Here is a 25985-nt window from a genome sequence, read left to right on the forward strand (position 1 = left end):
CTGTTATGTGCGGAATTGTTGGATTTACTGGAAATAACGAGGCAGCCCCGATCCTCTTGGACGGCCTGTCAAAGCTTGAGTATAGAGGCTATGACTCTGCCGGTATCGCTGTAAGAAACGGTGACGCAGAGCCTGAGATCGTAAAGGCCAAAGGTAAGCTGAAAGTCCTAAAAGAGATGACCAATGACGGAAAAGCTGTAAAAGGTGCTTGCGGTATAGGCCATACCCGTTGGGCTACCCATGGCGAGCCGTCAACTGTAAACGCCCATCCTCATTGCAGCGACGATGAAAATGTTATCGCCGTACATAACGGTATTATTGAGAATTATCAGGAGCTTCGTGAAAAGCTTATCAAAAAAGGATATACCTTTAAGTCTGAAACTGATACAGAAGTTGCCGTAAAGCTTATCGACTATTATTACAAAAAGTACCTGGGTACTCCTGTTGACGCTCTTAATCACGCCCTCGTCCGTATCCGTGGCTCTTATGCCCTCGCTGTTATGTTCAAGGACTATCCCGGAGAGATATATGCCGCAAGAAAAGACAGCCCTATGATAATAGGAGTAACTGGCGGCGAAAGCTACCTCGCTTCTGACGTTCCTGCAATTCTTAAGTATACAAGAAATGTCTACTATATAGGCAATATGGAGCTTGCAAAACTTACAAAGGGCGCAGTTACTTTCTACAACCTCGATGGCGAAGAAATACAGAAAGAAATGAAAACTATCGAGTGGGACGCAGAAGCTGCAGAAAAAAGCGGCTATGAGCATTTTATGCTCAAAGAGATACACGAGCAGCCAAAGGTGATAAAGGATACTATCAATTCTGTACTTACAGATGGAAATATAAGCTTTGAAAGCGTTGGACTCTCTGACGAGGATATGAAAAATATCCAGCAGGTGTATATCGTTGCCTGCGGCTCTGCTTACCATGTGGGTATGGTGGCTCAGTATGTTATCGAAGAACTGACCTCGCTCTCTGTCCGTGTGGAGCTTGCTTCTGAGTTCAGATACAGACAAATGAAGCTGGCAAAAAATAGCCTCGCTATCATCATAAGCCAGTCAGGCGAAACTGCCGACAGCCTTGCAGCTCTCCGCCTTTGCAAAGAAAAAGGAGTAAAAACTCTCGGTATCGTAAATGTGGTTGGCTCATCGATCGCAAGAGAAGCCGATAATGTCTTCTATACCCTCGCAGGCCCTGAGATATCCGTCGCAACAACTAAAGCCTATAGCTGTCAGCTCGTTGCCGCATATCTCCTTGCAATGCAGTTTGCAAAAGCAAGAGAGGAGATATCCGACGAAAGATTTGCTCAGCTCGTTGAGGAGATCAATACTATCCCTGAAAAGATAGAGAAAATTCTCGAGGATAAGGAGCGCTTGCAGTGGTTTGCTTCAAAGGTAGTGAACATAAAGGACGCATTCTTTATCGGCAGAGGTATCGACTATGCAGTAGGTATGGAGGGAAGCCTTAAACTCAAAGAAATAAGCTATATCCATTCCGAAGCATATGCGGCAGGCGAGCTTAAGCATGGCCCTATCAGCCTTATCGAGGACGGAACTGTCGTTTTCAGCGTGGTAACACAGTCTGCACTTTATGAAAAGACCATAAGCAATATGGTCGAGGTAAAGAGCCGTGGAGCAAAGCTTTTCGGACTTACTACCTATGGAAACTATGCTATGGAGGACGTTGCTGACTTCACAGTTTACACTCCAAGGATAGATAACCTTTTTGCGGCAAGCCTTTCAGTAGTACCGCTTCAGCTTTTGTCATATTATGTATCAGTAGGAAAGGGCTATGACGTTGATAAGCCGAGAAATCTTGCAAAGAGCGTTACGGTGGAGTAAAAAGAGAAAAATACTTACATCGCTGTTTGCAGTGTACATCTTTGCCGTCCTCTGGCTCACACTTTTAGACCGACAGTGGGGCAAGCGTCAGGCGGAGCTTATGCCCTTCTGGGAGGTGCGAAACCTTTTGGAGAACATAAACATCAAGTATCTGCGGGATTTTTGGCTGATACAGATATTCGGAAACATTGCAATGTTTATCCCCTTGGGTGTTTTGCTGCCATATCTTTCAAACGTCACAAAGTTCAAAAAAGTTTTTCTCATGTCCCTTGCCTTTTCAGCAGGTATTGAGATAACGCAGTATATCACAGGCAGAGGGCTTTGTGAATTTGATGATGTTTTCAACAACACTCTCGGGGCTTGCGTGGGGTTCACATCTTGGCGGTTAAAGATGAGATACAATAAAAAATACAAGAATGAGCAAGGCCCGTGGTAACAGGCTTTGTTCTAAGGCAATATATTTTAGTATTGCCTTTTTGCAAGCATAGTACAATGGTCAGTATACAAGCTTCCCAAGCTTGGGATGCGGGTTCGATTCCCGTTGCTTGCTCCAAATGATGTGTTTTAGTAGGAGGGAATAACGTGGCATTAGAGCTGTTCAGACATAATGAAGAAGCCTATAAAGCTGTGGTGTCAATGCTTGCTGAACGAAATAAAGCTGCCGTAGTTCACCCTACCGGAACAGGAAAAAGTTTTATCGGTTTTAAACTCTGCTATGATAACTCCGATAAGATAATATGTTGGCTTTCTCCGTCAAGGTATATCTATCAGACGCAGCTTGAGAATTTAAAAGAGGCAAGCGGTGGATATGAGCCGCATAATGTGAAATTTTATACTTATGCCAAGCTTATGCTTTTATCTGACGAGAATTTTTCGGAGATAAAACCTGATTACATAATACTCGATGAATTTCACAGATGCGGTGCGGAATATTGGGGCATGGGTGTTCAGAAATTGCTTGAAATGTATCCAGATACACCGCTGTTAGGTCTGTCTGCCACAGCAATACGTTATCTTGATAACCAGCGTGATATGACAGACGAGCTTTTTGACGGAAATATCGCAAGTGAAATGACTTTGGGCGACGCTATCGTTCGTGGTATCCTTGATCCGCCTAAATATATTCTCTCGATATTTTCATATCAGAAGGACCTTGACGAATATGAAAAAAGAGTAAAAAATGCAAGATATAAGTCTATGCGTGACAAGGCTGAGGAATATCTTGAAGCACTGCGCAGGGCGTTAGATAAAGCAGAAAAGCTTGATGATATTTTTGATAAGCATATGGAAAACAGAGCAGGAAAATATATCATTTTCTGTGCAAATCGTGAGCATATGGACGATATGATAGACAAGGCTGACGAATGGTTTCATAAGGTGGATAAAAGGCCTCATATTTATGAAGCTTATTCCAATGATCCTGAAACGAGCAAGGCTTTTCATGAATTTAAGGAGGATAATTCTGACCACCTTAAATTGCTCTACTGCATAGATATGCTTAACGAGGGCGTTCACGTTGATGATGTTTCAGGTGTTATTCTTCTGCGTCCGACTATCTCTCCAATTATCTATAAACAGCAGATCGGACGTGCGCTAAGTGCAGGGAAGTCACAAAGGCCTGTTATTTTCGATATAGTCAATAACATTGAAAATCTTTACAGCATAGATTCTATCAAAGAAGAAATGAAAGTTGCTGTTCGTTATTATCGTTCTCATGATAGCGAGGGCATGGTAGTAAATGATAACTTTGAGCTTATTGACAAAGTTGAAGACTGCAAAAAGCTTTTCGATAAGCTTGAGGAGTCCCTTTCAGCTTCGTGGGATATCATGTATGAGAAGGCAAAAGCTTATTATGAAAAAAACGGTGACCTTGAAATACCTGCGACATATTTTACAGAGGACGGCTACAGCCTTGGCTTGTGGATAAATACACAAAGAGGACTTTACAGAGGAACTCATAATGGAAAACCTCTTACGCAGATGCAGATAGACGCACTTAACGCTATCGGTATGCGCTGGCAGTCAATAGGCGAATTGTCATGGGAAAGATATTATGAAGCCGCTAAAAAGTATTATGAGGAGAACGGCAATCTTTTAGCACCATATTCATATGTAAATGAAAATGGAATAAACATTGGCCAGTGGTTAGTCACCCAGCGAATGGCAAAGAAAAATGGTATCAGAAAATGGGGCTTTAGTGAGGAAAGATCCGCAAGGCTTGATGAGATAGGAATGGTATGGGACGTGCCTGATTATCTTTGGGAAGAAAACTATGAGGCCGCCGTTAGATATCATCGTGAAAATGGTGACCTGGACGTTCCTGCAAAGTATGTAGACAGCGAGGGAATATGTCTTGGAGTTTGGCTCGACAGTATGCGAAAATCAAGACGGACAGGTTCACGTTCTCTGACAGCCGAGCAAATATCTCGCCTTGATAAACTCGGAATGAGTTGGGACGATAGAAACAACAGAAAATGGAATGATATGTTTCGTGAACTTACAGAATACTATAAGGATAACAACAATTTCAACATTCCTGTTTCATATAAAACCAAAAATGGTGCTTGTCTAGACACATGGGTAGAAAGACAGCGTATTTTGTATAGAGATGGCAAACTTTCAGACGGTCGCATTGAAAAGCTGAAAAGTATAAACTTTGTTTTTGATGTAACTTCTTCACGTTGGGAAGAAAAGTATTTACTGCTGAAAAAATATTATGATGAACACGGAAACACAGACATTTCTGGTGACTTAACTGTTAGCAAGGCGAGTATAAACACTTGGATAAGCAGACAAAAAAAGTATGCCAAAGAGGGAAGATTGTCAGATGAACAGATAGAAAAGCTTAAGGTAATAGGACTCCTTTCAGATATCTCATATCATGAACATATATGGAATGAAAGATATTCGCTTGCAAAGCAATATTACGAAGAATATGGAAACATAAGCGTGCCTCAGAACGCTGTATATCATGAATTTCAGCTTGGCATATGGATATACAAACAGCGTGTGCAGAAAAGAGAAGGCGTTCTTTCACAGGATAGGATAGAATTATTGGATAAGCTCGGGATAGAGTGGGACAATTTGTCTGAGATAGAGAATGCTAGTCTTTATGAAAAGGGTTTTCAACATCTTGAGAAATTTATATCTGAAAAAGGGATATATAAAATAAGGGCAATAACTGTGTGTGACGACGGATATCGCCTAGGAAACTGGATATCCAATTGCAGAGTACGATACAGACGTGGCGAGCTTGCAAAAAAATATGTGGAGAGATTCAGAAGGCTGAGATTTCCTCTTGACGCTAAAGATGAGTGGGAGTATCGCTATGAAGAATTAAAGGCTTATTTTGAAAAAAACGATACAAAACGGCTCCCAGAAAAATATACAGCCTATGACGGCACTGATCTATCCTTGTGGTTTGCTAGACAAAAAAGAGCATATAAAAAAGGCGAGCTTACCAAAGAACAAATGAAAAAATTTGACGATATCGGTTATCCCTTTAAAGCCGAAAAGTCAGTGATATATAAGGCGAATATGACAAAATGGCTTGCTAAATACGAGATAGTAAAGGAATATCTTGAACTGCATAAAGGCGAAAAGCTCGACCCTAAGGCAGAATACAAAGGGATAAAAATCATTGTTTGGATACGTCAGCAGAGAAATTTTATCCAAAACGGAGTATTCAGTGATGAAAGAGTGGAAATGTTCAATGAACTTGACCCTAAAACTGTTCTTGATAATTTGATATCACATTGGGATATAATGTATGAAGAAGCAGTGAGATATTTTGATGAGCATGGTGTTGGTGCAAGCGTCAAAAAGGGTATCATTGTTGACGGCAGTGAGCTGTGTAATTGGGTCAATGGCGAACAGAAGATAGTAAATGGAAAAGATAGCACATCAAGAACGCCTGAACAAATAGAAAAGCTCAAAAAGATAGGCATAGAGCCGCAAGTAAATGACAGATTTGAAAAACAGTGGCTGACAAGATACGAAGAATTGAGATCTTTCATTGCGGAAAACGGGAGAATGCCTCTCACAAGAAAAATAAAAGGATCAGAAAACAGCATTGCAGTATGGCTCAATTCTCAGAAGAAAAAATACAAGAATGGACAGATGTCAGACAAGCATATTGAAATGCTTGAAGCACTCAAAGTTGATCTTGATCCCGAAAAAATTTGTAGATAAGTAACCTAAAAAAGCTCTTAGATCGCAAGACGACCTAAGAGCTTTTATTCTGGTGCCGCTAACCGGACTTGAACCGGTACGGGTTTTACCCCGAGGGATTTTAAGTCCCTTGTGTCTGCCTATTCCACCACAGCGGCATGCAAGATATATTATAACACTTTTTTTGCAAAATGTCAACGCTTTTTTTGCAAATTACAAGTTGTTAAACAGAAATAAATGGTAATCGTGGAATGGCAACGGTGTTTATTTTAAATCTTTTTGCCTTGAAACTGAAAATCTGTAGATAAATACAGATATTAAAGCGGTGACGACTTCTGTTATCCAGAATGCGTTCCATACGCCTGTTGGTCCCGTGAGCTTGCAGAGGAAAAACGCAAGTGGCAGTATTATCGCAATAAATCTGCACAGAGATATCATAAGCGACGGAATGCCCATGCCAAGTCCCTCCAGCGCACCTGATGAGGTGACGGATACTGCGGAGATAACAAAGCCGATACAAATTAGGCGAAGCGCTGTTTTGCCTATGGCGATAGTGTCAGCGTTTTCCGTGAAAAGCCCTATGAGCTTGGCTGGGAAAAGTGCGCATATGATAGTTCCTGCCGCCAATATCACACCTGTCATGTAAAGGACAATGCGGTAAATTTTCTTCACACGCTCCTTCTCGCCTGCTCCGTAGTTAAAACTGATAACTGGTCGCATACCCTGAATAACACCATTTGCGGGTAGATAAAGAAAGGTCTGAAGCTTGTAGTAAATTCCAAGAACAAGCACATAGCTTTGTGAATATGCCGCAAGTATGCCGTTGAGGGCGGATATGAGAAGTGACGGCAGTGCAAGATTAAGTGTTGCAGGAATGCCTATGGAGTACATCTTTGCGATTATCATGCCGTCGGGACGCTTGTGTTTTGCGGAAAGCTTAACTGGAAGCTCACAGCGAAGATATGCTATTATGTATATGACAAGGGTCAGCACCTGACCGATACCGGTGGCGAGTGCAGCACCCTTTATACCCATTTCAGGAAAAAATCCAACGCCAAAAATAAGCAGAGGGTCAAGAATTATGTTTGCAATACAGCCGCAGAGCATACTGAACATTGATATCTTCATTCTGCCGACAGATTGGAATATCTTCTCAAATGCAATGGCAAGCATTAATGCAGGAGAGAATGTAAATACAATGTTGCAATACTGCACGCCAAGATCTACAACGTTTTTATTACTTGTGAACATAGATAGAAATGCAGGCATTATAAGTATACATATTATCATTAGCACAATACCATGCAAAGCCGAAAGGGCAAGCCCCTGAGTTGCGGCAATGTCAGCCTTTTCTTTTTGACCTGCACCCAGATGCATTGCGATAACGGCGTTTATGCCTATGCCTATGCCGACAGCTGTGGCATTTATAAAATTCTGCACAGGAAACACCAGTGAAAGCGATGTCATTGCGTCCTCGCTTATCTTTGCCACGAAAAAGCTGTCGATGATGTTGTAAAGAGAGTTTACAAGCATTGATATCACCATTGGCAGGGACATTGAAAGCAGAAGAGGGAAGATCGGTCTTGTTTTCATGAAATCACTGTTCATTTATTTTTTTACACTCCTTTGTCTGTGGGCAGAAAAAAAGCCGCACAGCCTGTTTGCTGTGTGGCGAAAAGTGACATACTGTCAGGAAAAATCCACGCAAGTTTTACAAAGTATATTTTAACATAGCGGTATGATTTTGTCAATGAATTTTCTTTAATATTATGTTTCAAAAAAGTATACAAACACGCTAATTGTAGATTGACAAGATTTTTCTGCTATGGTAAAATGTTATTATGATAATTTATGTTAGGGGAGAAAGCGTAATGACTTTTATAGAGTGGCTCAAAGACTGTAATGAAGCAGACCCTTTGACTGAAAAGGTTTACATATGTAATGATTATCTCAACGCCGAGAGAATGTTGGAGAACGCAAGCGGTGAAAATATTGTTATAAGGCTTGAAAGATACACAGTCGCAGATCATGCAAAGCATATTATCGAAACCAGTGCCGAGTATATGGACAGCAGGATAATAACACTGTCAAATGCTGAGGGCTGTGAGATAGTAAGACGTATTATTGATGAAAGCGGTATAAACTATTTCAAAAGCGATGACCATAATGCCTGCATGGAGATATTCAAGACAATATCAGAGCTTAGAATGAACTGTATAGGCCCTGATTCATTGTCCTTGGACAGCAGACGTATCAACACGCTGAGTGCGATCTTTCAAGCGTATGAAAGCAAGCTTTCAGACAGCAAACTATATGACAGTGCAAAGCTCATAAGCATTGCCAGCGGTCTTATAAAGGCTGGTAAGACAGACGTGAGAAACGTTCATTTTGCATATGACAAAGAAATAGAAGCTGACAAGCTGACCGCGGAGTATATAGGGCTTTTGCCTGAACCTGCGGTGATAGATAACATGGCTGATATGAACGATGAGCAGTATCAGAATGGTCTGAGAGAGTTAGCACAAAAGGCGGAGCTTTGGAGAAATTATGGCGTAACAAACGAGGTGGAGAGAACTGTTCTACATATCGTGAACAGTGGTTACGAGCTTTGCGATACCGCTGTGCTGTGTCCAGATGATGAGTATATGGACTTGCTCGTGAATATGTGCGATCAATACAAAGTCCCTGTGGAATTTCCTGAGGGCATTTCATGCAGACACAGTGACGTTGTTGCATTTTTCAGGGCAATGCTCAAATGGTGCAAAAATGACTATAGATTTGACCTTTTCAGAGATGTAATGCTCTCTCCTATTTTCAAATATGAGGAGAATACAGAGGACGGCAAGACCAAAAGCAAGGGCAGGATATTCCTTGAAGCACAGAACTCTGGAAACGGCTGGGGCATTGAATGGTATAGCACAAGGGATAGTCAGGTGTTCACGGACTTTTATGATGTCTTTAAAAAAGAAAATGTCAGCGCAAAAGAGTTTTACGGTGGTGTGCTGAACTTGGTGAATGATTATGTGAAAGGTACAAACGCTGAGCAGAGAAGTTCCATATCAAGTGTTAAGGACGCTTTGATAGGCAGATATAGATTTTATGCAGACTATGACAAGAGTCTTAGCTTGCAGGAAGCAATGACTGAGATCACCGACATTGCAGAGAACGCAAGGTATTCTTTGCCTGCATCAAAAGGCGCTGTCACCTGCTGTCTTACGGGGCGGTATTCTGCACTTTTCATGAAAAATATCTACGTTCTTGGTCTGACAACAGGAAGATTTCCTGTCATGCAGGACGAGTCACCTGTTCTGAACGATAAGGAGAGAGAACAGCTTTTCGGCAACCGTGACCATTGTTCTGACGCTATCGAGCGCAGAAAGCTCACTGACCTTGTGAGAACTGTTCTCATGGCTGAGAGAGCAAACCTTGTTGTAAGCTGTAGTGTTTATGATACCGTAGAAATAAGAACGCAAAGCCCGTCGGCAGTGTATACTGTTATTGCGGCTGAAAAGGGCATTGATGTAAACAAAATAGAAGTGTATGATTATCTTTCTGACAGACGCAAGGTGAGCGTGCGTTCTGAGATATCATTAAACAGTGCTTTTCTTAACAAGGCAGAAAAAATCGGGCTTCATGATGACGGTGCGAAGCAAAGCGAAAGCCTTACGGAGTATCTTGATAAGCAAAGAAAAAGCCGTATAGATATATTGCGTGAAATGTGCGAAAATAATCATTTTATCATTTCTGCCACAAGCCTTTCGACTATGCTTCAATGTCCGCTGAGGTTTTTCTATGAGCGTATCGCACATGTTGAAAAGCCGCAGGAGGTGGATATAGACCGCAGTGCATGGCTCAAAGGCAATGTCAAGGGAATGTATATACATGAGATAATGGAGAATTATGCCAAGACTGTGCTTAAAGGCAAAAGTGCGGCTGAGGTGTCTGAAACTGTTGACAAGGCGATGCTTGATGAGATATTCGAGAACGTTTCTAAAAACTATCTCCGTAACTATCCCCCTGTGGATATGGCTGTTGCGCAGAGTGAGAGAAATGAATATTACACCTGTGTCAAAGCTTATCTTGACGAACTGCACGGCGATATACACTCAGGCAAACGTGAGGTTGTCGAGGTCGAGTATCCATTTGTCGGCGACGTGAAAATAGGAGAGTATGAAGTCACCATAAGGGGTAGGATAGACCGCCTTGACAAGATAATAGACGGCACAAAGGTGTTATATCAGATAGTTGACTACAAGACGGAGGATATCAAAAAATTCAGGGAGAAGCTTCCAGAAGACCCACAGGATCATATTTATGCCCTTGCGCTTGAAAAAGGTCTTACGCCTGTGGGAGAAGTGAGCGAAAGTGATATCGTTTCCGCAGATTATGTTTTCATTCTTGAAAAAGGGAATTGCCATGTAGTTAACAATAAGGATAATTTTGGAATCGAAAACATGATAACAATAACATTTAAGAAAATAGTAGAAGAGGGCTTTAAAAAGTGTATTGTGAATAAGAATGATAAAATTACTCCATGCACGTTTTGTCCTGCTTATGAAGAAGTTTGCTCAGGGGGTGCAACAGAATGAGTGAAGAACAGATAAGAAGCTATATAATAAACAAAGACAGTTACGATAAGAATATCCTTGTTGAAGCAGGCGCAGGTGCAGGCAAAACAAGGCTTATAATACAGCGTGTTATAGGTCAGATAGGCGCAGGTATACCTGTTGAAAAGATAGTGCTTATAACTTTCACCAACGCTGCTGCAAACGAGCTTTATGAGAGGATACAGGCAGGGATTACGGAGATTATCGCAAAATGCAGCGGTGAGGAAAAGAAGCTGTATGAGAACGCTGTTATGAATTTACAGCGCATGAAGATAAGCACTATACACAGCTTTTGTTTGAGTATGCTGTCAGAACAGCCTTTTGAAGCTGACCTGCATTTGGGATTAAAACTTGCCGAGGACGGTGAAACAAAGCAGGCACAGGCTGACTTTTTCGAGAGATATTACCGCACAAATGGTGCGAACATAGAAGATTTCGGCTTTCTGAACAGCAATCAATATAAGCTCAGAGACAGCCGTGTGAAAAACTTTCTTATGGAAACATTTCTTGAGTGTGCTGAATACAGAGATGTTGAGTTTGTTAGGGATAAAAGCTATGACAGTGTGACATTTGACACCATAAATAAGCTTGCCTATAAAGAAATGTGTAACTATAGGAATAGTCTTGTGCGTGCATTCTATAATGGTGCTTTGAGTGGAAAATACGAAGATATAGCAGGTTTTCTTGTTGGTGATGTGACAAAGTTATTTCCTGATAATATGAATGTCTATGACCCAAAGTATAATTATGTAAAAGTTTGCGCTAATCTTAAAGCTTGCAAAAAGTTCCTTGAGCCTTTTAATAAGACTAAAATTAAGAAAGATCATCCAAAGAGCAATGAGAACATGGTCATTTTCAGCCCAAGTGGGTTTGATAATGTAAAGAAAGAAAATGCACTGTATGCCCTCAACAAGACGGCAACGTATATAGAGCAGGCTGTAAAGGCTTATCAGGAGAGTGAAGACGGGGAGAGCGTTTCAAATGACGGGCTTTTGTATCACACTCACGAGCTTCTCAAAAACAGCAGTGAGGCAAGGGCTTTTTTCAAAGACAAGTATTCCTGCATTTATATAGACGAGTTTCAGGACACTGATGTTATGCAGACTGAACTTCTGCTGTATCTTTGTGCAGATGACAGCAAGCTTATAGCAGGCGGTGATATATGGCAATGCCCGCTCCGTGATGGTGCGCTGTTTGCGGTGGGCGACCCTAAACAGTCTATCTACGGTTTCCGTGACGCCGATATCAGGCTTTATAACAAAATGAAAGCCAAATTCCAGAACAATAACGAGAAAAACTGCGAGTTTTTCTCACTTGATTACAACTTCCGCTCTGATGAGCAGCTTATAGCTTGGGTAAATGAAAAGTTTCAGCCTGAAATAAACGGCAAATATGGTATGACATACAGCGATATGATATCAAAGGCTGATAAGCCTGCGGCTGTTTCCGATGACGTTATCAGAGGGGCATATTTTGTCAAAGATCCGGGTGCTGAAAGTGTGGCTAAGATAATTTCAGACCTTGTGAACGGTGGAAAGATATTCGACAAGGGTGTGGAAAGACCTATAAAATACAGTGATTTTCTTCTGCTTCTTTGGAACACAACTCAAATGGAGTTTTATTCAATGGTCTTGACAGATCGTGGCATACCATACACAATGTGGGGCAAACGTCCTCAGAAAAACAGTCTGGTGCTGAAAAGATTTATTGCTCTTGCAGAGTTCGTTTTTGAAAGCTACAGCCCTACCGCAAAGGAAAAGGCTTATTCTATCCTTTGGAGATGTAGGCCTGACAGCATCGATTTTGAAGACGCTGAAATTGACGTAGACGATTATGAACAAAACTGTGAAAGCAATGACGCCACGCTTGTTGCAGTAAAGGCGTCTGCCGATACTGTTAATGAGCCTATAGCGAAGCTTTATAAGATACTTGATTTTCCTGAGCTTCTTTTTGATAATACCAGCAACAGAGAATATGAGCTTTCAAATCTTATCTATCTTATTGAAAAGTGGGAAAAGCAGGATTTTGCAGGAAGCGATGAGCTTATGGACATGATGAAAAACGAGCTTTCTGTGCTGAAAGAAAAAGAGCTTATCCTTGACAGCAGTGAGCAGAACTGCGTAAGGCTCATGAATCTTCACAAGGCAAAGGGTCTTGAGGGAAATATCGTTATTATGGCGGAGGCTAAAAATCATAAATTCAGCGGTGGAAAGTACACCGACCTTGTGGCTAAAAGACAGGTCTATGTACCTTTGAAAACAAGCGATTATTCATATATGGACTATCTGACATTCTATCCTAATGAGAGGAAGCAGGCAGAGGATAAATATTTTGGCGAACAGCTCAGGCTTGAATATGTTGCGGCCACAAGAGCAAAGCAGGCTTTTATATTTGTGTATACTTTTGAACGGAAAAAACCTGTGATCGACAAACTTACAATGAGCAAAATAGGCAGAGAACTGCCGCAGATAAACAATGTCACAGCGCAAAGTGCTGTGCAGGCGGCGCAGATAAACGTCAAGGATATATTCGACGAGGTGAACAACAGCCGAAATGCTTTTGATGAAAACGTTAAAAAGCTCAGTGAGAAATATGTTAGCAAAATCACTCCGAGCCACCTTGAGGACGGCAAAAAGGTCACTATACCAAGCGGGGTGGAGAAAATATCTTATGAACGTCCAAAGGGCAGAGATATCGGTCATATGGTACATCGTGCCTTTGAGCTTGCGGTGAATATGCGTGAAAAGCTGTTTCCGTATAACGAAACTTCACAGCAAAAAGAGCTTGTGAGTAAGATTGTCATCAGAGCGTATCTTGACTTTGAGGACGAGTGCAGTTCGCAGGATTCTGAGAGCTTTTATAAGGACTATATCAACTATCAGCTTCACCGCTTTTTGAAAGATAAGGATATCGAAAAATTGCTCAAAACTGCGCAGGCAGTGTATACAGAGCTTCCATTCTACAGTATGGACGGCAATGAATACAGCAACGGAGTTATGGATCTTGTGCTTAAAATGGAAGACAAAAGCTTTATCATAATCGACTATAAGACCAACATACAGGAAGAAGCCGACAGAAAGCTTTTTGAGGAGAGAATTTTAAAGACATATCGTTCACAGCTTGATTTCTACGAAAAGATACTCAGAAAAATGCTTTCGCTCAGTGAGGAAGCTAAGGTGGAGTGCCGTATTTACTTTATGAATGACGATAAATATATGAAAAACTAGAGCAAAGTCGCTTAAAATATGAATGTGTTAATATTATGAATAATATTATAATTTGTATCGTTCGGTTGACAATGCGATTGAGGTGTGGTATAATAAATCAGTTAATAATGTCGAAAAAAGTAAAAAAAGCAACAATAAGTCTACACCAAGCGTAAGGAGAACGTGAATATGGACGTGTACAAATTATGGACCTGCGATGATAACAGCGAAAGCCAACTGAGTTCTACCTCTTCGGAGATAGAAAAGGAAATTGACGTTCTCAGGAAAACTTTTGATTTTGTCAGGCTTCTGAAAGTGGACGGTCATCATGGAGTGAGCGGCTGCGTTGAAAATCCATGTCAGTGTTTTTCTTTTTGGAAAGTGGACGAGCCTTGTGAAAACTGTATATCCTTAAAAACTTTTATTGATAAAAAGCCGAGAACTAAGCTTGAATTTATGGGAACTGACATTTATCAGGTCTTTTCAAAGTATGTTCAGGTTGACGGAGAGCCGTATGTTATGGAGCTTATCAAAAAGCTTGATGAGGACTCTCTGCTGGGTGTTCAGGACAGAGAAAAGATAATGAATAAGCTGTCAAAATATCATAAGGCAATGTATACTGATGCATTGACAGGTGCGAGCAACAGGAGATATTTTGAAGATAAGCTTAAAAAGTCCCATGTGCCTGCGGGCGTTGCGATGATAGATCTTGACGACTTCAAGGTTTATAATGATACATGCGGTCATGACGCAGGAGATATGGTGCTTGTGACAGTGGTTGATGTTATAAGGCGCTGTATTAGAAAATCTGATGTGCTTGTGCGTTATGGTGGCGACGAGTTTTTGCTTGTCATGCCTGATATTCAGGAGGACGATTTTGCCCATAAGCTCAGGAAGATAAAACGAAATATCCATGCGGCAACTGTGCCAGGGTATTCAAATATACGTCTGTCAGCAAGTGTCGGCGGCGTTTTCTCTGATGGCAATAGCCTTGACGAAGCTGTCAGCAAGGCTGATAAGCTTATGTATCAGGCAAAGACAAAGAAGGATACAGTTGTCACAGATGGTCACGAAAGTGTTGTCGGTGAGCCTCAAAAGCAGGAGATACTTATTGTTGACGATTCAAATATAAACAGAGAGATACTCTCTGAAATGCTTGGCGATGAATATATCATACATGAGGCGGCAAGCGGCGAGGAGTGTATTGACCTGCTTAATCAGTATGGCACTGGAATTTCACTTGTGCTTTTAGATATAATCATGCCCGAAATGGACGGATTTGAAGTCCTTGATTATATGGCGGAACATCATTGGATAGAGGATATCCCTGTTATAATGATATCAAGCGAGGATTCTGCGTCCTCTATAAGAAAAGCATATGAGTTTGGCGTTTCTGATTATATCAGCAGACCCTTTGATTCACGCGTTGTGTATCAGCGTGTGTTCAATACCATTAAGCTTTATGCAAAACAGCGCAGACTTATTTCCCTTGTCAGCGACCAGATGTACGAAAAAGATAAAAACAACCGTATGATGATAAGCATACTCAGCCAGATAGTAGAGTTCAGAAACGGCGAGAGTGGAAGCCATGTGGTGAACATAAAGCGCATAACGGAGCTGCTTTTAGATAGGCTTCCTATGCGCACAAACAAGTATACTGTCAGCGGCACTGAGCAGCTTCTCATACCAATGGCTGCGGCACTCCATGATATCGGCAAGATAGGCATTGACGATAAGATACTCAATAAGCCCGGCAGGCTAACAAAAGAGGAGTTTGAGATAATGAAAACTCACTCCGCTATCGGAGCGCATATGCTTGAAAGTCTTGAGCAGTTCCGTGACGAGCCACTCTTGAAGATAGCCCATGACATATGCAGGTGGCACCATGAGCGTTATGACGGCAGGGGCTATCCTGACGGACTAAAAGGCGACGAGATACCCATATCGGCTCAGATAGTTTCTGTCGCCGACGTTTATGACGCACTTGTCAGCGAGCGAGTTTACAAAAAGGCGTATTCTCATGAAAAAGCTATGGCATTGATACTTAACGGAGAGTGCGGTACATTCAACCCTGTGCTTGTCGAATGTCTTAAAGATATTCAGAACGAGCTTGCCAAGGGCGTAGAATAAGAGATGATATGATTTGTAAGGAGTGTCCTGATGACTACTAGAGAATTTTATGAAAGCATTGGCGCAAGTTATGACAACGTTCTGGTACGTTTCGGCAGTGAGAAAATGATAACAAAGTTTGCAAAAAGATTTGCTGATGATACAACTTTTCAGGATATGTGCAAGGCTTTAGAGGAGAAAAACGCCAAGGAAGCTTTCCGTATGGCTCACACCCTCAAAGGCATTTGCAGCAATCTTGGCTTTGATGAGCTTTACAAGGCGAGCTATGACCTTACAGAGGATCTTAGGGACGGTGAGCTGTCAGGCTATGAGCAGGATTATGAAAAGGTCTGCGAAAAATATAAGATAGTTTATGACAATGTGACAAAAATAGATAGCTGAGTTTTGACCGATAGTCTGTCAGACTGTCGGTTTTATGGTGAGGAGGAGCTTCCACCCCATGAGCTTAGAATGATGTCTGTGTTCAATGCGAAGATAGCAAACTTCAGTCGCAAAACTATCAATGGCAGACAGCGTTTCAGAATGAAATATTTAATTCGCTCCAGAAAATAGCAAAGCACCCGTATCATGTGCGATACGGGTGCTTTTTATCAGAAGCCTTGTTCTTTAAGCTCTTTTACTATATCTACATAAAATTCTCTCACGTCAAAATCCTTGATGTTCTCCCTGAAAAGGTCGATAACATCGCCATGAGAAATGCCACGCTTGCCCTTGTGTTCTATCATCTTGGAGTTTTCACCATAAAGTCCCGACTCAACTGTTACTAGCCCGTCATTGCCCTTGCCGTATGGCTTGTTGAGCAGATAGCCGATATTTAACGGAAAACCAGCGGAACGTATGCTGTTCATTTTGCTCATCACGGAGCGGTAGGAAACCAACTGGCTGTCGGGGGTGCTTGCGTTAAGCTCAGAGCAGTTTTTGTAAGTCAGGTCATAAACGCCATCTAAAAAGCTTGGGTCTTTGTCACCCAGAGCAGTGAAAAGCTTGTTGTATTTTCTATCAACAAAGCTCTGTATGCTCTCAGGTATCTTCCCAAGAAGCATATCAACGAATTTACAGCCATAGTGTGGCGTGTTTATGGTGGTAAGGGTTGCCACATATTTGTCCATGCCGAGGTGAGAGATAGCGTATCTCGAGTCAAGCCCGCCCTTTGAGTGTGCGATTATGTTGACCTTTTCTGCGCCGGTTTCTGCAATAACTTCTTTTATCCTTTCAGCTACCTCAGTGGCACTGACGGATACTTTGTTGGCGGACTGTTGCTTGCCGTAATAGACCTCTGCGCCATTTCTAATAAGTTCATTAGGTACCCTGCCCCAATAGTTTATTACCTGCCAATCACGGAAGAATATGCCATGCACCATAAGTATAGGATACTTTGTCTTGCATATCTCGTTCTCTTTTCGTGCAGCGTCAAGGTCAAGCTTTGCCTGCTCGAAGTAGTATTCACTTCTCGCTGCCTTGTAGAATTTTCTGAACATGATGCAGTTCACAAGTGGTATGTACCAGGTGAATAACAGAATAACATACCACAGTATTTTCACCTGACGTGCCGAAGCCGCTATCCGCACAATGCCACTCAGACACAAAAGCGTTGTTATAGCATAAGCGCAAAGTGCATTTGCAAGAAGCCGCCAACCGTTCAGCTTTGTAAAGCAAAGCACTATCACTATTATAAGCTGTATAACGCTTTGCAAAACACCGCAGCCAAGTACAAACGCTCCGGAATCAAGCCGTCGGATTTTTCCATGAGAACCCTTGCGTCCATGTGATTTGAACATGAAAACCAAGGTGTATAGTGCCAAAAGTATGATGATAAGCGTTTTGAGCAGAGAATTTATGTCAATAAGTTTCCACAGCGCAGGTGCGTTTGCAAGCAGAAGCACCGGTATAGAAAGAAAAGTCCCCCTAGTTTTTTTCATTTTTTTTACCCCTTAAAGATTATTTTTCAGTTTTACGTGTCTAATATCGTTTCCCACAAACATAATAGGCATGAAACAGCCTGTGAGCCTCGAAACTATACGCTCATTATATTTTGCATTGTATTCTTCATTGGTGAGATTGGTAGAGATTATGGTTGGCCTGCCAAGGTTGATACGCTCGTTGATTATTTCATAGATCACGGAATCGGTAAAGCTCGTTTGAAATTCTGAGCCGAGGTCGTCAAGGATAACAAGGTCGGCATTCTCTATGATGTCAAGTGTCTGACCTATGGCTCTGCCGAAATGCTCGTCCTCTATCTGTCTGAGAAGCTTAAGCAGAGAGGCGAAAATGACGCTGTAGCCCTTTTGTATAAGTTCATTTGCAATACAGGCTGAAAGAAAAGTCTTGCCAAGACCTGTTTTGCCAATGAAAAACAGTGATGGAGAGTTTTCATGAAATTTGTCAGCATATGCACGGCAGTTTGAATACACCGTTCTCATTTTCTCTCTTGGTGACATTCCATTACCGTCGCTTTCAGGATAAAATTCTATTCTGAACTCAGAGAAATCGTGAAGCTGGATACTGCAATTCTCGTTAAGCTCCTCAGTGGTGTATTTTTTCAGCAAGTCGGTGAAGCACTTGCACTTCACTCCGTCACGATAGCCATAATCACAGCATTTAGGACAGTAATAGTGATAATCAAGATAGTCTTCAGGATAACCTCCCATTTTAAGCAGACCTTTAATGGCACGTTTAGTATTGGCATTGTTTTGACGCATTTTTTGTATATATTCTCTTCCATGAGCATTTTTGCCTACTATGCCCTTCATGAGTTCACAGTTATTTGCTTTTAGTGATCTTGTAAGAACCTCTATTTCAGGAAGTCGCTGTGCTATCTCCTGAGCGTGGACCTCATGCTCGTTCATGACAGCTTCACGCCGTCTTTTAAGTTCATTTTCAGCCTTGTCATATGCGGTTATTGAATATTTCATTTTCTACTCCTTATCATAGCTTTCCTGATTTTTCTAGATCAAAATTCATTGCGAATTTTTCAAAATCATCAAGATCATAGGAAGTTTGCTTATTTGTATTCTTATTAGTATTCTTATTTTTCTTGGAGGTGTGGTACTTTTCGTCCTCGTGTGTGACCTGTTCAGGGGTAGTGATGCTCTTGCCGGCCCAGTTTGACAGTATAGTGTCTATATATTTGTAATTCAGTTTGTTGGTATTGTCAACGCACTTGTTATAGGCTATCTCCAGCATTTCAACAGTGAAGCCCATTGTTCGCCACTTTTCTATCATTTCAAGCTGTTGTTTTGACGGCTTTGCTGTCTGTCCGAAAATTTTCAGTACCTTGAATTCATACTTTTTTATGTTGGAAAGCCTAATTATTTCTTGTTCAATTTGTTGATAAGTACAGATGTCTTGTTCAAACCACCCACGCATTACTGTCACAAGGTAAGACACGTTGTGCTTTTCAAGTGACACACAGTATTCCGCTGCTAATAGAATAGATGCAGCATCAAATCGGTAATATTCATAAAGAGCAAGAAGTTCCCCTTGCTCAGTTCCATTGATAGTGCGTTGTAAAACGGTTTGTATCTCGTCAAAGAGATGTGCAAGGTTAGGGTCCTTTTGCTGCTTTTCCAATATCTCAGAATTTTTGTATCTTATGCACAGCTTGTTTGAAACGCTCTGACGTTTCGGGGCAACTGCCTCAACTTTTGAAACAGGCTCGGCCTTTGTTTCAGGCTCTGAAACAGGTGTAGAAACGGCTTTGACCTGTGCAGGCTTTGCCGTATCACTGCTTTCTGTGGTGATGACTCCTAGTGATACCCAGTGTGTCACAGCGTCAATGACAGTGTTCTCAGGAAGTCCTGACTTTTCCGCAAGCTTTGCACTGTCACATTCACGTTCCGTTGAACAGAGTATGCAGAGAAGTACCTTTACAAAGTCGCCATCACTTAATTTTATGTATTTATCGACCACTTTAGACGGCACTGAAAAACTGCTTCCCCAGCGGTCGCAATCAAAAGTATATTTCATTATGTATCCTCGCAAATATGATTAAAACTATCCAAAATAATTATATCACATAATCTGAGCATTTGCAACAAAAATTGTGCATTTGACTTATGACAATTAAAATGCTATAATAAGCTAATACCAAAGAAACGGAGAGATAAAAATGATAAGAAAATTTGTGCCTGAGGACAGGGAAGATTACATCAGATTTTCCACTGAGTTCTATAATTCTTCTGCGGTGGACAAGCCTGTTCCAAGAGAACATTTTGAGCAGGGCTTCGATGAAATGATGAGGTCTGACGTGTATGTGCAGGGTTATATGCTCGTTTGTGACGGCAATAATGTTGGCTACTGTGTTACAATGAAAACATATTCAGTTGAAGCAGGCGGTATTACAATATGGATAGACGAGCTTTTTGTGCTGGAGGAATACCGCTCAAAAGGTCTGGGCAGGGAGCTTTTTAAGTATATCGAGGAAAATGGCGATAAAAAGCTCCGCCGTATCCGACTTGAAGTCGAGCTTGAAAACGGCAGAGCCATATCGCTTTATAAGAAAATGGGCTTTGAGCCTGCGCCTTACGACGGAATGTGGAAAACTATTTTATAGTTCTCTCGTGAATTTCCCTTGAAATGCTGTCGCAAACCTTATTAAGGGCGGCGTGGTCCATTGCGGCGATATAATACTTTTCTATCTCGTCATGGACTTTCTTGGCTTTCTTGATGCCTGAATACACTTCCTCTGCAAGGTCTGAGGCGGTGACTTTATCTAATCTCAGTCTTGTTTTCAGGGCTGAGATCTTTTTCTTGTCATAAAATCTGCCCATGTTGATAGCTTTTTCAAAGCCGTCAAGCTTGCTTATAGGGGAATTTATCACAAATGCGATGCCAGCCTCCGGGATAAGCAAATGCTCGTAAAGAGTGTTGCCAAATAGGATAGCAGGGCAGAGGATAACATCATAACCTCGCTTTACAGCTTGCTGTGCCATGAGGGTGACGAACTTGTGGGAAGCGGCATAATAATCATCGTTCATGGCGAACACGTCAAGGTAGCTGTCAAGAGTGGCAAGCTGCGTCATACAGCCGTATTCTGTCAAAGCGGTCAACTGTCTAAGATCAGTTTTGCCGCTGCCAGAGCCTTTTTTGTTTAGAAGACGTTTTGCTGATCGTTCTGTGAAGCTTTTCAGCTTTTCCTCCAGCAGACAGCCTTCACCGCAATTGTAGGTATCGAAGCAAACGTTAGACAGGGCAGTGGTAAACCTTTTGCTTCTTGCCAAAAGCGACTTGTTTTTGTCTGTGACCTCGATTATTTCAGATTTGAAGGCCTTCAGCTTTTCTTCGTCCCAATACTCTCCTAAGTTGATTATTTTCTGACAAACTCCCGGATATGAACATTCCATAACGTGGGGCGCAGTGCCGTCGCAGATTATGGCCTTTGATGTATGCAGAACGATTGCATCAAGGGAAGCAGGGTCAGAGGAGCAATAAAACCTAGTGACGTCCTCTGTCGGTTCAAACTCGGCGGCTATCTTTTTCATAAGTGAAGATTTTCCTGTGCCTGCACCCCCTTTGAGTATGAATGTGAAATACTCCTTATCAGCCATTATCTTGCCAAATTCCGTGGAAAAACCATTCTGCGTCATTGCACCCAAAAAATACTTTTCTGACATAAATTACCCTCCATATCTCAAACGCACTAGATCGGTATGACTGCGTTTGCATTTTCATTTTTATAATATGTCAGAAAAAGCATGATTGTTCAAAAAAATTAGGTGGACAAAAAAACTTGATAAAAGTAAAAAAACTTTCATTGCATGACGTTGCAACTTGATATTGTAATAACGACTTTATCTTTCCTGCCTGCAACAGGATACAAAATGCCGTCCGCTTTATGCAGTGCCTTTTTTACTATTGCAGAACTTTTCATTTATGTTCCGCCTTTCTTATCTATCTTACTTCTGCAGTATCGTGCAGCTAGTTATGACTAACTCGTAAACTTTTATGATAGAACAACAAGGTGGAAATGTCAATAGAATTGGGGCGATGGAAGGCGGTAAGGACAGAAAAATACCGATACAGAGGGGGCTGTATCGGTGGAATATATGGGTAAAGCTTAGTCTGGAAATTCAAGAGATCTTGTACATATCATTTTTGTAGAACATTATTGAATCGTTTTTTTCAGAGTGCCTTAGAACGGTAAGGACATTATAAACATCTGGAAATGGCGAAACCATACCCATACACGCCATACCAAAATTCAATCCATTAAATACTCTAAATTCGGCAGGACTAATTAAAAATAATATAAAAGGAACCACCCCAAGAACAAAAGGCAGCAGACACATCAATATAAACTTATCTCGTTTTAATGGATATGATGCTAATGCCACAAATGTTGTCTTTCCTTTAATTCTTCCTATTGTTACATCTGCGTCCTTAGGATAAACGATTCCGTGTAACCACTCGTGAATTATCAACAATAAAAAGCCTAAAGCAAATCCCACCAGAATAAATATTGGAGAGATCACGACCACCTTGCACACAATGGTTTTACCAAGTATAGCGGCAAAAAGTAAAACACATAGAATTACAGCTATCGGCAACGCTTTTTTCATCAGTTCATCGACGCTCTTAGGCGTTTCTATCTTTATTGCATTATCGGGTAAGTTTCCTGTTTGATATTTATTTATATCTTTTATTGACCACACAATTTTTATCATATTACATACCTTTGTTTATCTAATCTCGATTTATCGTCTAATTAAATCGTATTATTCATTATACCACACCATATGCCCCAAAGTCAAGCAAACTATTCGATTCGCTATAGTCTGAAACTATATCTATACCACAGAAATAAATATTTTACTATCGCCTTTTTTCGTGCTATACTAAATACCAGCAAACCAATAGGAAATAAACTGTAGTAAAATGAAAGAGGTAATAAAAATGAGCAATAATATCAAAGCACCATGCCGCTACGATTTTGTGGGCAGCTTTCTCAGACCTGACTATCTGAAAAAGGCAAGAGCAGATTTTGAAAACGGCGCTGTCACAGTCCAGCAGCTTAAAGAGGTCGAGGATAAGGCTATCCTTGACCTTGTTGCAAAGCAGAAAAATGCTGGTTATCATATCATCACAGACGGAGAGTTTCGCAGAGCCACATGGCATCTTGACTTTATGTGGGGCTTCAACGGCGTTGGCCACAGCAAGACACAGACAGGTCTGCCATTCCATGGCGAAGCCGCAATGATAGACGATACATACCTCACAGGCAAGGTATCAGTTGGCGACCACCCATTTGTTGAGCATTTTAAATTCGTTAAGGCTCTCGAGGACGAGAACACAGTCGCAAAGCAGACTATCCCAGCACCTGCACAGTTTCTTGAACAGATGATAATGCCTTTCGCACTGGAGAACACAAAGAAGTATTATAACGATACAGAAGAGCTTGTTCAGGATATCGCAAAGGGCTACAGAAAAGTCATCGCTGATCTTTACGCAGCAGGCTGCCGCAATATTCAGTTTGACGATTGCTCATGGGGCATGATAGTTGATCCTAATGCAAAGGCTATTTTTGGAGTTGACGACGCAGGTCTTGAGGATATAAAAAGACTTCTGTTGAGAATAAACAACCTTGCTATCGAGGGCAAGCCTGAGGATCTTGTTATCACAACTCACGTTTGCCGTGGTAACTTTCACTCAACATATGCAAGCAGCGGCGCCTATGACAGCGTTGCAGAAACACTTTTTGCAGGCGAGAACGTAAGCGCATATTATCTTGAATTTGATGATGAGCGTTCAGGTGGCTTTGAACCTTTGAAGGCAGTGAGCGGCGACAAGAAGGTAGTCCTCGGACTTATCACATCAAAGAAGCCTGAGCTTGAGGACAAGCAGGCCGTTATCGACCGAATCCACGATGCTGCAAAGTACATCTCGCTTGACAGACTTTGCCTTAGCCCACAGTGTGGTTTTGCTTCCTGTGAGATAGGCAACAAGCTCACAGAGGAGGAACAGTGGGCAAAGCTTGCTCTTGTTAAGGAGATCGCCGAAGAAGTTTGGGGATAACCAACAGATTTAACATATATCCCGAGGGATACTCAATATTCTTGATAAAAAATGACTGGCGTCAAAACATATCCAACTTCTTAACAGATCATACGAGTGCGGAGAAAAGGACAAATAAAAAGTAGGGAGCGTTGCCAAATCGGTAGCGCTCCCTATAATATTACTTGAGGCTCTTAGGTTTCTGTTTTAAAATCTCTTGGATCTCTGCAAGATGTTTGGCTGTAAAGGTAATTAATCCTGTATAATGAAACTTGACACATACAAATAAAATGTGTCAAGTGATATTGACAAAACCATGGTGAGGGAAGTGATGTGATTTTTCTCAAATATGTTGATCCGATTTTCTTTTTCTATTTTCCATTGTCAATTCTGAAAAAATGTGCTATAATCATACTGATAATCAGCTGCATTGGCGGAGAATGGAGGAAAATATCTTGTGTTTTACAGTAATATTGGCGGATGATGAGCCACAGATTTTAGAAGGAATTCGGGATTCTGTGGAGTGGGAAACACTGGGGTTTCGTGTCATTGCAACAGCACTGAACGGAAATGAGCTTCTGGAACAGACGGAAACGCTTCGTCCTGATTTGGTAATCAGCGACATTAAAATGCCGTTTCTGGACGGATTGGAAGTGGCGAGAATCCTGCATGAGAACATGATGCATATCAAAATTGTCCTTTTTTCCGACTGGGACGATTTTGAATATGCACAGCTTGCCATTCGGTATGGGGTATCGGAATATGTGCTGAAACCCATCGACTTTCAGGAAATGCAAAACCTGCTGAAAAAAATCCACAGAGAATTAGAAACGGAGTTGGAACAGCGTCAAAATCAGGAGCGTTTTGCGGAAATTTATCAAAAGAGCCTGCCATTGTTGCAGGAGCAGTTTCTAATACAGCTGGTCAGAGGCTCACTTACCCCAGAACAGATGCAGCGGCAGCAAAAAAATCTGTCGGTTTCGCTGGATGCCAATCATTTTTGTGTGGTCATTATGAAGATCACGGAGGAAAGCGATGATTATCTGTCGCAGTTTTCCGTGGCAGAATCCGTCAATGAGATGCTGCAGCAGGTCTGTCCCTTTCGGACATTTCGTTATCTGGACAAGATCATTTATCTGTTGCTGCTCTCTGCACCGTCGGAAATGATACGGATTCAGAAAGCACTGAACGAAGCCTCTCATATTTCCAAGCACTATAACCAAGTGGCATTTTCCTGCGGCATCGGCAGCATCTGTGAAAAGCTGGAAGAGTTGCCGGCTTCGTTTTCACAGGCAATGGAGGCGTTGGAATACAGCGTGGTGTCCGCAGAAGAGTCTGTGACCTCTTATCAGGATGTGGAATTGTACGAAAACCACGTGTACACCTCTATATCCACAGAGGAACTGGAAATTGCGATCAAGCTGGAAGATCAGGAAAAAGTGCAGAAAGAAGTGGAAAAGCTGGTGACACAACTGGAAGAGAGCCACTATAATTTCAATGCTTACCAGTCAGCGATTCTGGAGATCATCTTTTCCATTTCCGGCATTTTTCGCCAGTATCACATGATGGACGACGAAATATTCGCCGATGCCAAGCGTATGACCATGAAGGTCCTGTCCCTGGAAACGGGAGAGCAGCTGAACGCATGGCTGCTGAATTACTGCGACTATATCATTTATGCGATTCACCAGAGGAAGGTGGATCGGAACAGCATCCTTGCACAAAAGGCCATGGAATATGTCCAGCAGCATTACGGCAATGCGGAGTTGTCCGTGGACGAGGTGTGTGCCTATCTGCATGTCAGTACGTCTCACTTTTCCAACATCTTTCGCAAGGAAACTGGCATGAGCTTTCTTGCGTTCCTCACGAAGAAGCGAGTGGACGAGGCAGTTCGCCTGCTGAAGACAACGGACGAAAAAAGCAGAGTGATCGGAGAAATGGTCGGCTATCCGGAACCCAATTATTTCAGCTATGTCTTTAAGAAAAACATGGGCATGTCGCCGGCAAAATTCCGAAAAGAACTGGCAACGGGGAACTAG

Annotated in this window: 17 protein-coding genes and 2 tRNA genes; 12 read left to right on the plus strand and 7 right to left on the minus strand. The window is 41.7% G+C overall.

Annotated elements, in window-relative coordinates:
- The first annotated feature begins 5 nt into the window (after positions 1–5).
- From glmS to DW015_RS06785, 4 genes are all read left to right on the plus strand, one after another.
- A complete protein-coding gene (gene glmS / locus DW015_RS06770; protein WP_117905083.1) occupies positions 6–1844 on the plus strand; it encodes a glutamine--fructose-6-phosphate transaminase (isomerizing) in 1839 nt (612 codons plus the stop codon).
- Positions 1795–2280 carry a VanZ family protein gene (locus DW015_RS06775; RefSeq protein WP_117905085.1) on the plus strand — a complete coding sequence of 162 codons (486 nt, stop codon included), beginning with the start codon at positions 1795–1797 and terminating at the stop codon, positions 2278–2280. Before glmS ends, DW015_RS06775 begins: the two co-directional genes overlap by 50 nt.
- A gap of 42 nt (positions 2281–2322) precedes the next feature.
- A tRNA-Gly gene (locus tag DW015_RS06780) sits at positions 2323–2397 on the plus strand.
- A gap of 29 nt (positions 2398–2426) precedes the next feature.
- A complete protein-coding gene (locus DW015_RS06785) occupies positions 2427–6035 on the plus strand; it encodes a Helicase associated domain protein (RefSeq protein WP_117905087.1) in 3609 nt (1202 codons plus the stop codon).
- Between the two features lie 50 nt (positions 6036–6085).
- Here the strand turns inward: DW015_RS06785 and DW015_RS06790 are convergent.
- Both DW015_RS06790 and DW015_RS06795 read right to left on the minus strand, forming a co-directional pair.
- Positions 6086–6172, minus strand: a tRNA-Leu gene (locus tag DW015_RS06790).
- 106 nt (positions 6173–6278) lie between these two features.
- Positions 6279–7622 (minus strand): MATE family efflux transporter, encoded by a 1344-nt coding sequence (locus DW015_RS06795; RefSeq protein WP_117905088.1) that lies wholly within the window; start codon positions 7620–7622, stop codon positions 6279–6281.
- 263 nt (positions 7623–7885) lie between these two features.
- On the opposite strand from DW015_RS06795, the gene DW015_RS06800 reads away from it, so the two are divergent.
- The 5 genes from DW015_RS06800 (at position 7886) to DW015_RS13415 (ending at position 16509) form a co-directional block, all read left to right on the plus strand.
- Positions 7886–10603, plus strand: a complete 2718-nt coding sequence (locus tag DW015_RS06800; RefSeq protein ID WP_181979863.1) for a PD-(D/E)XK nuclease family protein — start codon at positions 7886–7888, stop codon at positions 10601–10603.
- The gene (locus tag DW015_RS06805) at positions 10600–13848 is read left to right on the plus strand and encodes a UvrD-helicase domain-containing protein (RefSeq protein WP_117905092.1); all 3249 of its coding nucleotides are present in this window, start codon (positions 10600–10602) and stop codon (positions 13846–13848) included. Before DW015_RS06800 ends, DW015_RS06805 begins: the two co-directional genes overlap by 4 nt.
- Positions 13849–14016: 168 nt before the next feature.
- Entirely contained in the window at positions 14017–15957 is a 1941-nt protein-coding gene (locus DW015_RS06810; RefSeq protein WP_117905094.1) for a diguanylate cyclase, read from the plus strand.
- A gap of 30 nt (positions 15958–15987) precedes the next feature.
- Positions 15988–16338, plus strand: a complete 351-nt coding sequence (locus tag DW015_RS06815) for an Hpt domain-containing protein (RefSeq protein ID WP_117905096.1) — start codon at positions 15988–15990, stop codon at positions 16336–16338.
- A gap of 3 nt (positions 16339–16341) precedes the next feature.
- Positions 16342–16509, plus strand: a complete 168-nt coding sequence (locus DW015_RS13415) for a hypothetical protein (protein WP_181979864.1) — start codon at positions 16342–16344, stop codon at positions 16507–16509.
- A gap of 38 nt (positions 16510–16547) precedes the next feature.
- On the opposite strand, the gene DW015_RS06820 is transcribed toward DW015_RS13415, so the two are convergent.
- The 3 genes from DW015_RS06820 to DW015_RS06830 are packed head-to-tail and all read right to left on the minus strand — an operon-like array spanning position 16548 to position 19923.
- Positions 16548–17876 (minus strand): triacylglycerol lipase, encoded by a 1329-nt coding sequence (locus DW015_RS06820; RefSeq protein WP_117905098.1) that lies wholly within the window; start codon positions 17874–17876, stop codon positions 16548–16550.
- Positions 17877–17888: 12 nt separating this feature from the next.
- On the minus strand, positions 17889–18869 hold the full coding sequence (locus DW015_RS06825) for an ATP-binding protein (RefSeq protein WP_117905100.1): 981 nt from the start codon (positions 18867–18869) through the stop codon (positions 17889–17891).
- A gap of 13 nt (positions 18870–18882) precedes the next feature.
- Positions 18883–19923, minus strand: a complete 1041-nt coding sequence (locus DW015_RS06830; protein ID WP_117905102.1) for a DnaD domain protein — start codon at positions 19921–19923, stop codon at positions 18883–18885.
- Positions 19924–20065: 142 nt separating this feature from the next.
- Between DW015_RS06830 and DW015_RS06835 the strand changes: the two genes are divergently transcribed.
- Entirely contained in the window at positions 20066–20509 is a 444-nt protein-coding gene (locus tag DW015_RS06835) for a GNAT family N-acetyltransferase (RefSeq protein ID WP_022287322.1), read from the plus strand.
- On the opposite strand, the gene DW015_RS06840 is transcribed toward DW015_RS06835, so the two are convergent.
- Positions 20499–21569, minus strand: a complete 1071-nt coding sequence (locus DW015_RS06840; protein WP_117905104.1) for an ATPase — start codon at positions 21567–21569, stop codon at positions 20499–20501. The two genes, DW015_RS06835 and DW015_RS06840, sit on opposite strands and share 11 nt — an antisense overlap.
- Positions 21570–22025: 456 nt before the next feature.
- Positions 22026–22619 carry a DUF3267 domain-containing protein gene (locus tag DW015_RS06845; RefSeq protein ID WP_117905106.1) on the minus strand — a complete coding sequence of 198 codons (594 nt, stop codon included), beginning with the start codon at positions 22617–22619 and terminating at the stop codon, positions 22026–22028.
- A 229-nt stretch (positions 22620–22848) separates the two neighbouring features.
- Here DW015_RS06845 and DW015_RS06850 point away from each other — a divergent pair, with 229 nt between their 5' ends.
- Together DW015_RS06850 and DW015_RS13295 are read left to right on the plus strand one after the other, a co-directional pair.
- The gene (locus DW015_RS06850; protein ID WP_117905108.1) at positions 22849–23967 is read left to right on the plus strand and encodes a 5-methyltetrahydropteroyltriglutamate--homocysteine S-methyltransferase; all 1119 of its coding nucleotides are present in this window, start codon (positions 22849–22851) and stop codon (positions 23965–23967) included.
- A 419-nt stretch (positions 23968–24386) separates the two neighbouring features.
- Positions 24387–25985 (plus strand): response regulator, encoded by a 1599-nt coding sequence (locus tag DW015_RS13295; RefSeq protein ID WP_207659363.1) that lies wholly within the window; start codon positions 24387–24389, stop codon positions 25983–25985.

It is taken from the genome of Ruminococcus sp. AF37-20, assembly GCF_003460465.1.
GTDB classification, from domain to species: Bacteria; Bacillota; Clostridia; order Oscillospirales; family Ruminococcaceae; genus Hominimerdicola; species Hominimerdicola aceti.

Excerpts from the sequence above, each read along its gene's own strand:
- DW015_RS06825 (WP_117905100.1), bottom strand. The coding sequence starts at position 18,869 with ATGAAATATTCAATAACCGCATATGACAAGGCTGAAAATGAACTTAAA.
- DW015_RS06805 (WP_117905092.1), top strand. The coding sequence starts at position 10,600 with ATGAGTGAAGAACAGATAAGAAGCTATATAATAAACAAAGACAGTTAC.
- DW015_RS06810 (WP_117905094.1), top strand. The coding sequence starts at position 14,017 with ATGGACGTGTACAAATTATGGACCTGCGATGATAACAGCGAAAGCCAA.
- DW015_RS06775 (WP_117905085.1), top strand. The coding sequence starts at position 1,795 with ATGACGTTGATAAGCCGAGAAATCTTGCAAAGAGCGTTACGGTGGAGT.
- DW015_RS13295 (WP_207659363.1), top strand. The coding sequence starts at position 24,387 with ATGGAGGAAAATATCTTGTGTTTTACAGTAATATTGGCGGATGATGAG.
- DW015_RS06845 (WP_117905106.1), bottom strand. The coding sequence starts at position 22,619 with ATGATAAAAATTGTGTGGTCAATAAAAGATATAAATAAATATCAAACA.
- glmS (WP_117905083.1), top strand. The coding sequence starts at position 6 with ATGTGCGGAATTGTTGGATTTACTGGAAATAACGAGGCAGCCCCGATC.
- DW015_RS06795 (WP_117905088.1), bottom strand. The coding sequence starts at position 7,622 with ATGAACAGTGATTTCATGAAAACAAGACCGATCTTCCCTCTTCTGCTT.
- DW015_RS06820 (WP_117905098.1), bottom strand. The coding sequence starts at position 17,876 with ATGAAAAAAACTAGGGGGACTTTTCTTTCTATACCGGTGCTTCTGCTT.
- DW015_RS06830 (WP_117905102.1), bottom strand. The coding sequence starts at position 19,923 with ATGAAATATACTTTTGATTGCGACCGCTGGGGAAGCAGTTTTTCAGTG.
- DW015_RS06815 (WP_117905096.1), top strand. The coding sequence starts at position 15,988 with ATGACTACTAGAGAATTTTATGAAAGCATTGGCGCAAGTTATGACAAC.
- DW015_RS06835 (WP_022287322.1), top strand. The coding sequence starts at position 20,066 with ATGATAAGAAAATTTGTGCCTGAGGACAGGGAAGATTACATCAGATTT.
- DW015_RS06850 (WP_117905108.1), top strand. The coding sequence starts at position 22,849 with ATGAGCAATAATATCAAAGCACCATGCCGCTACGATTTTGTGGGCAGC.
- DW015_RS06840 (WP_117905104.1), bottom strand. The coding sequence starts at position 21,569 with ATGTCAGAAAAGTATTTTTTGGGTGCAATGACGCAGAATGGTTTTTCC.
- DW015_RS06800 (WP_181979863.1), top strand. The coding sequence starts at position 7,886 with ATGACTTTTATAGAGTGGCTCAAAGACTGTAATGAAGCAGACCCTTTG.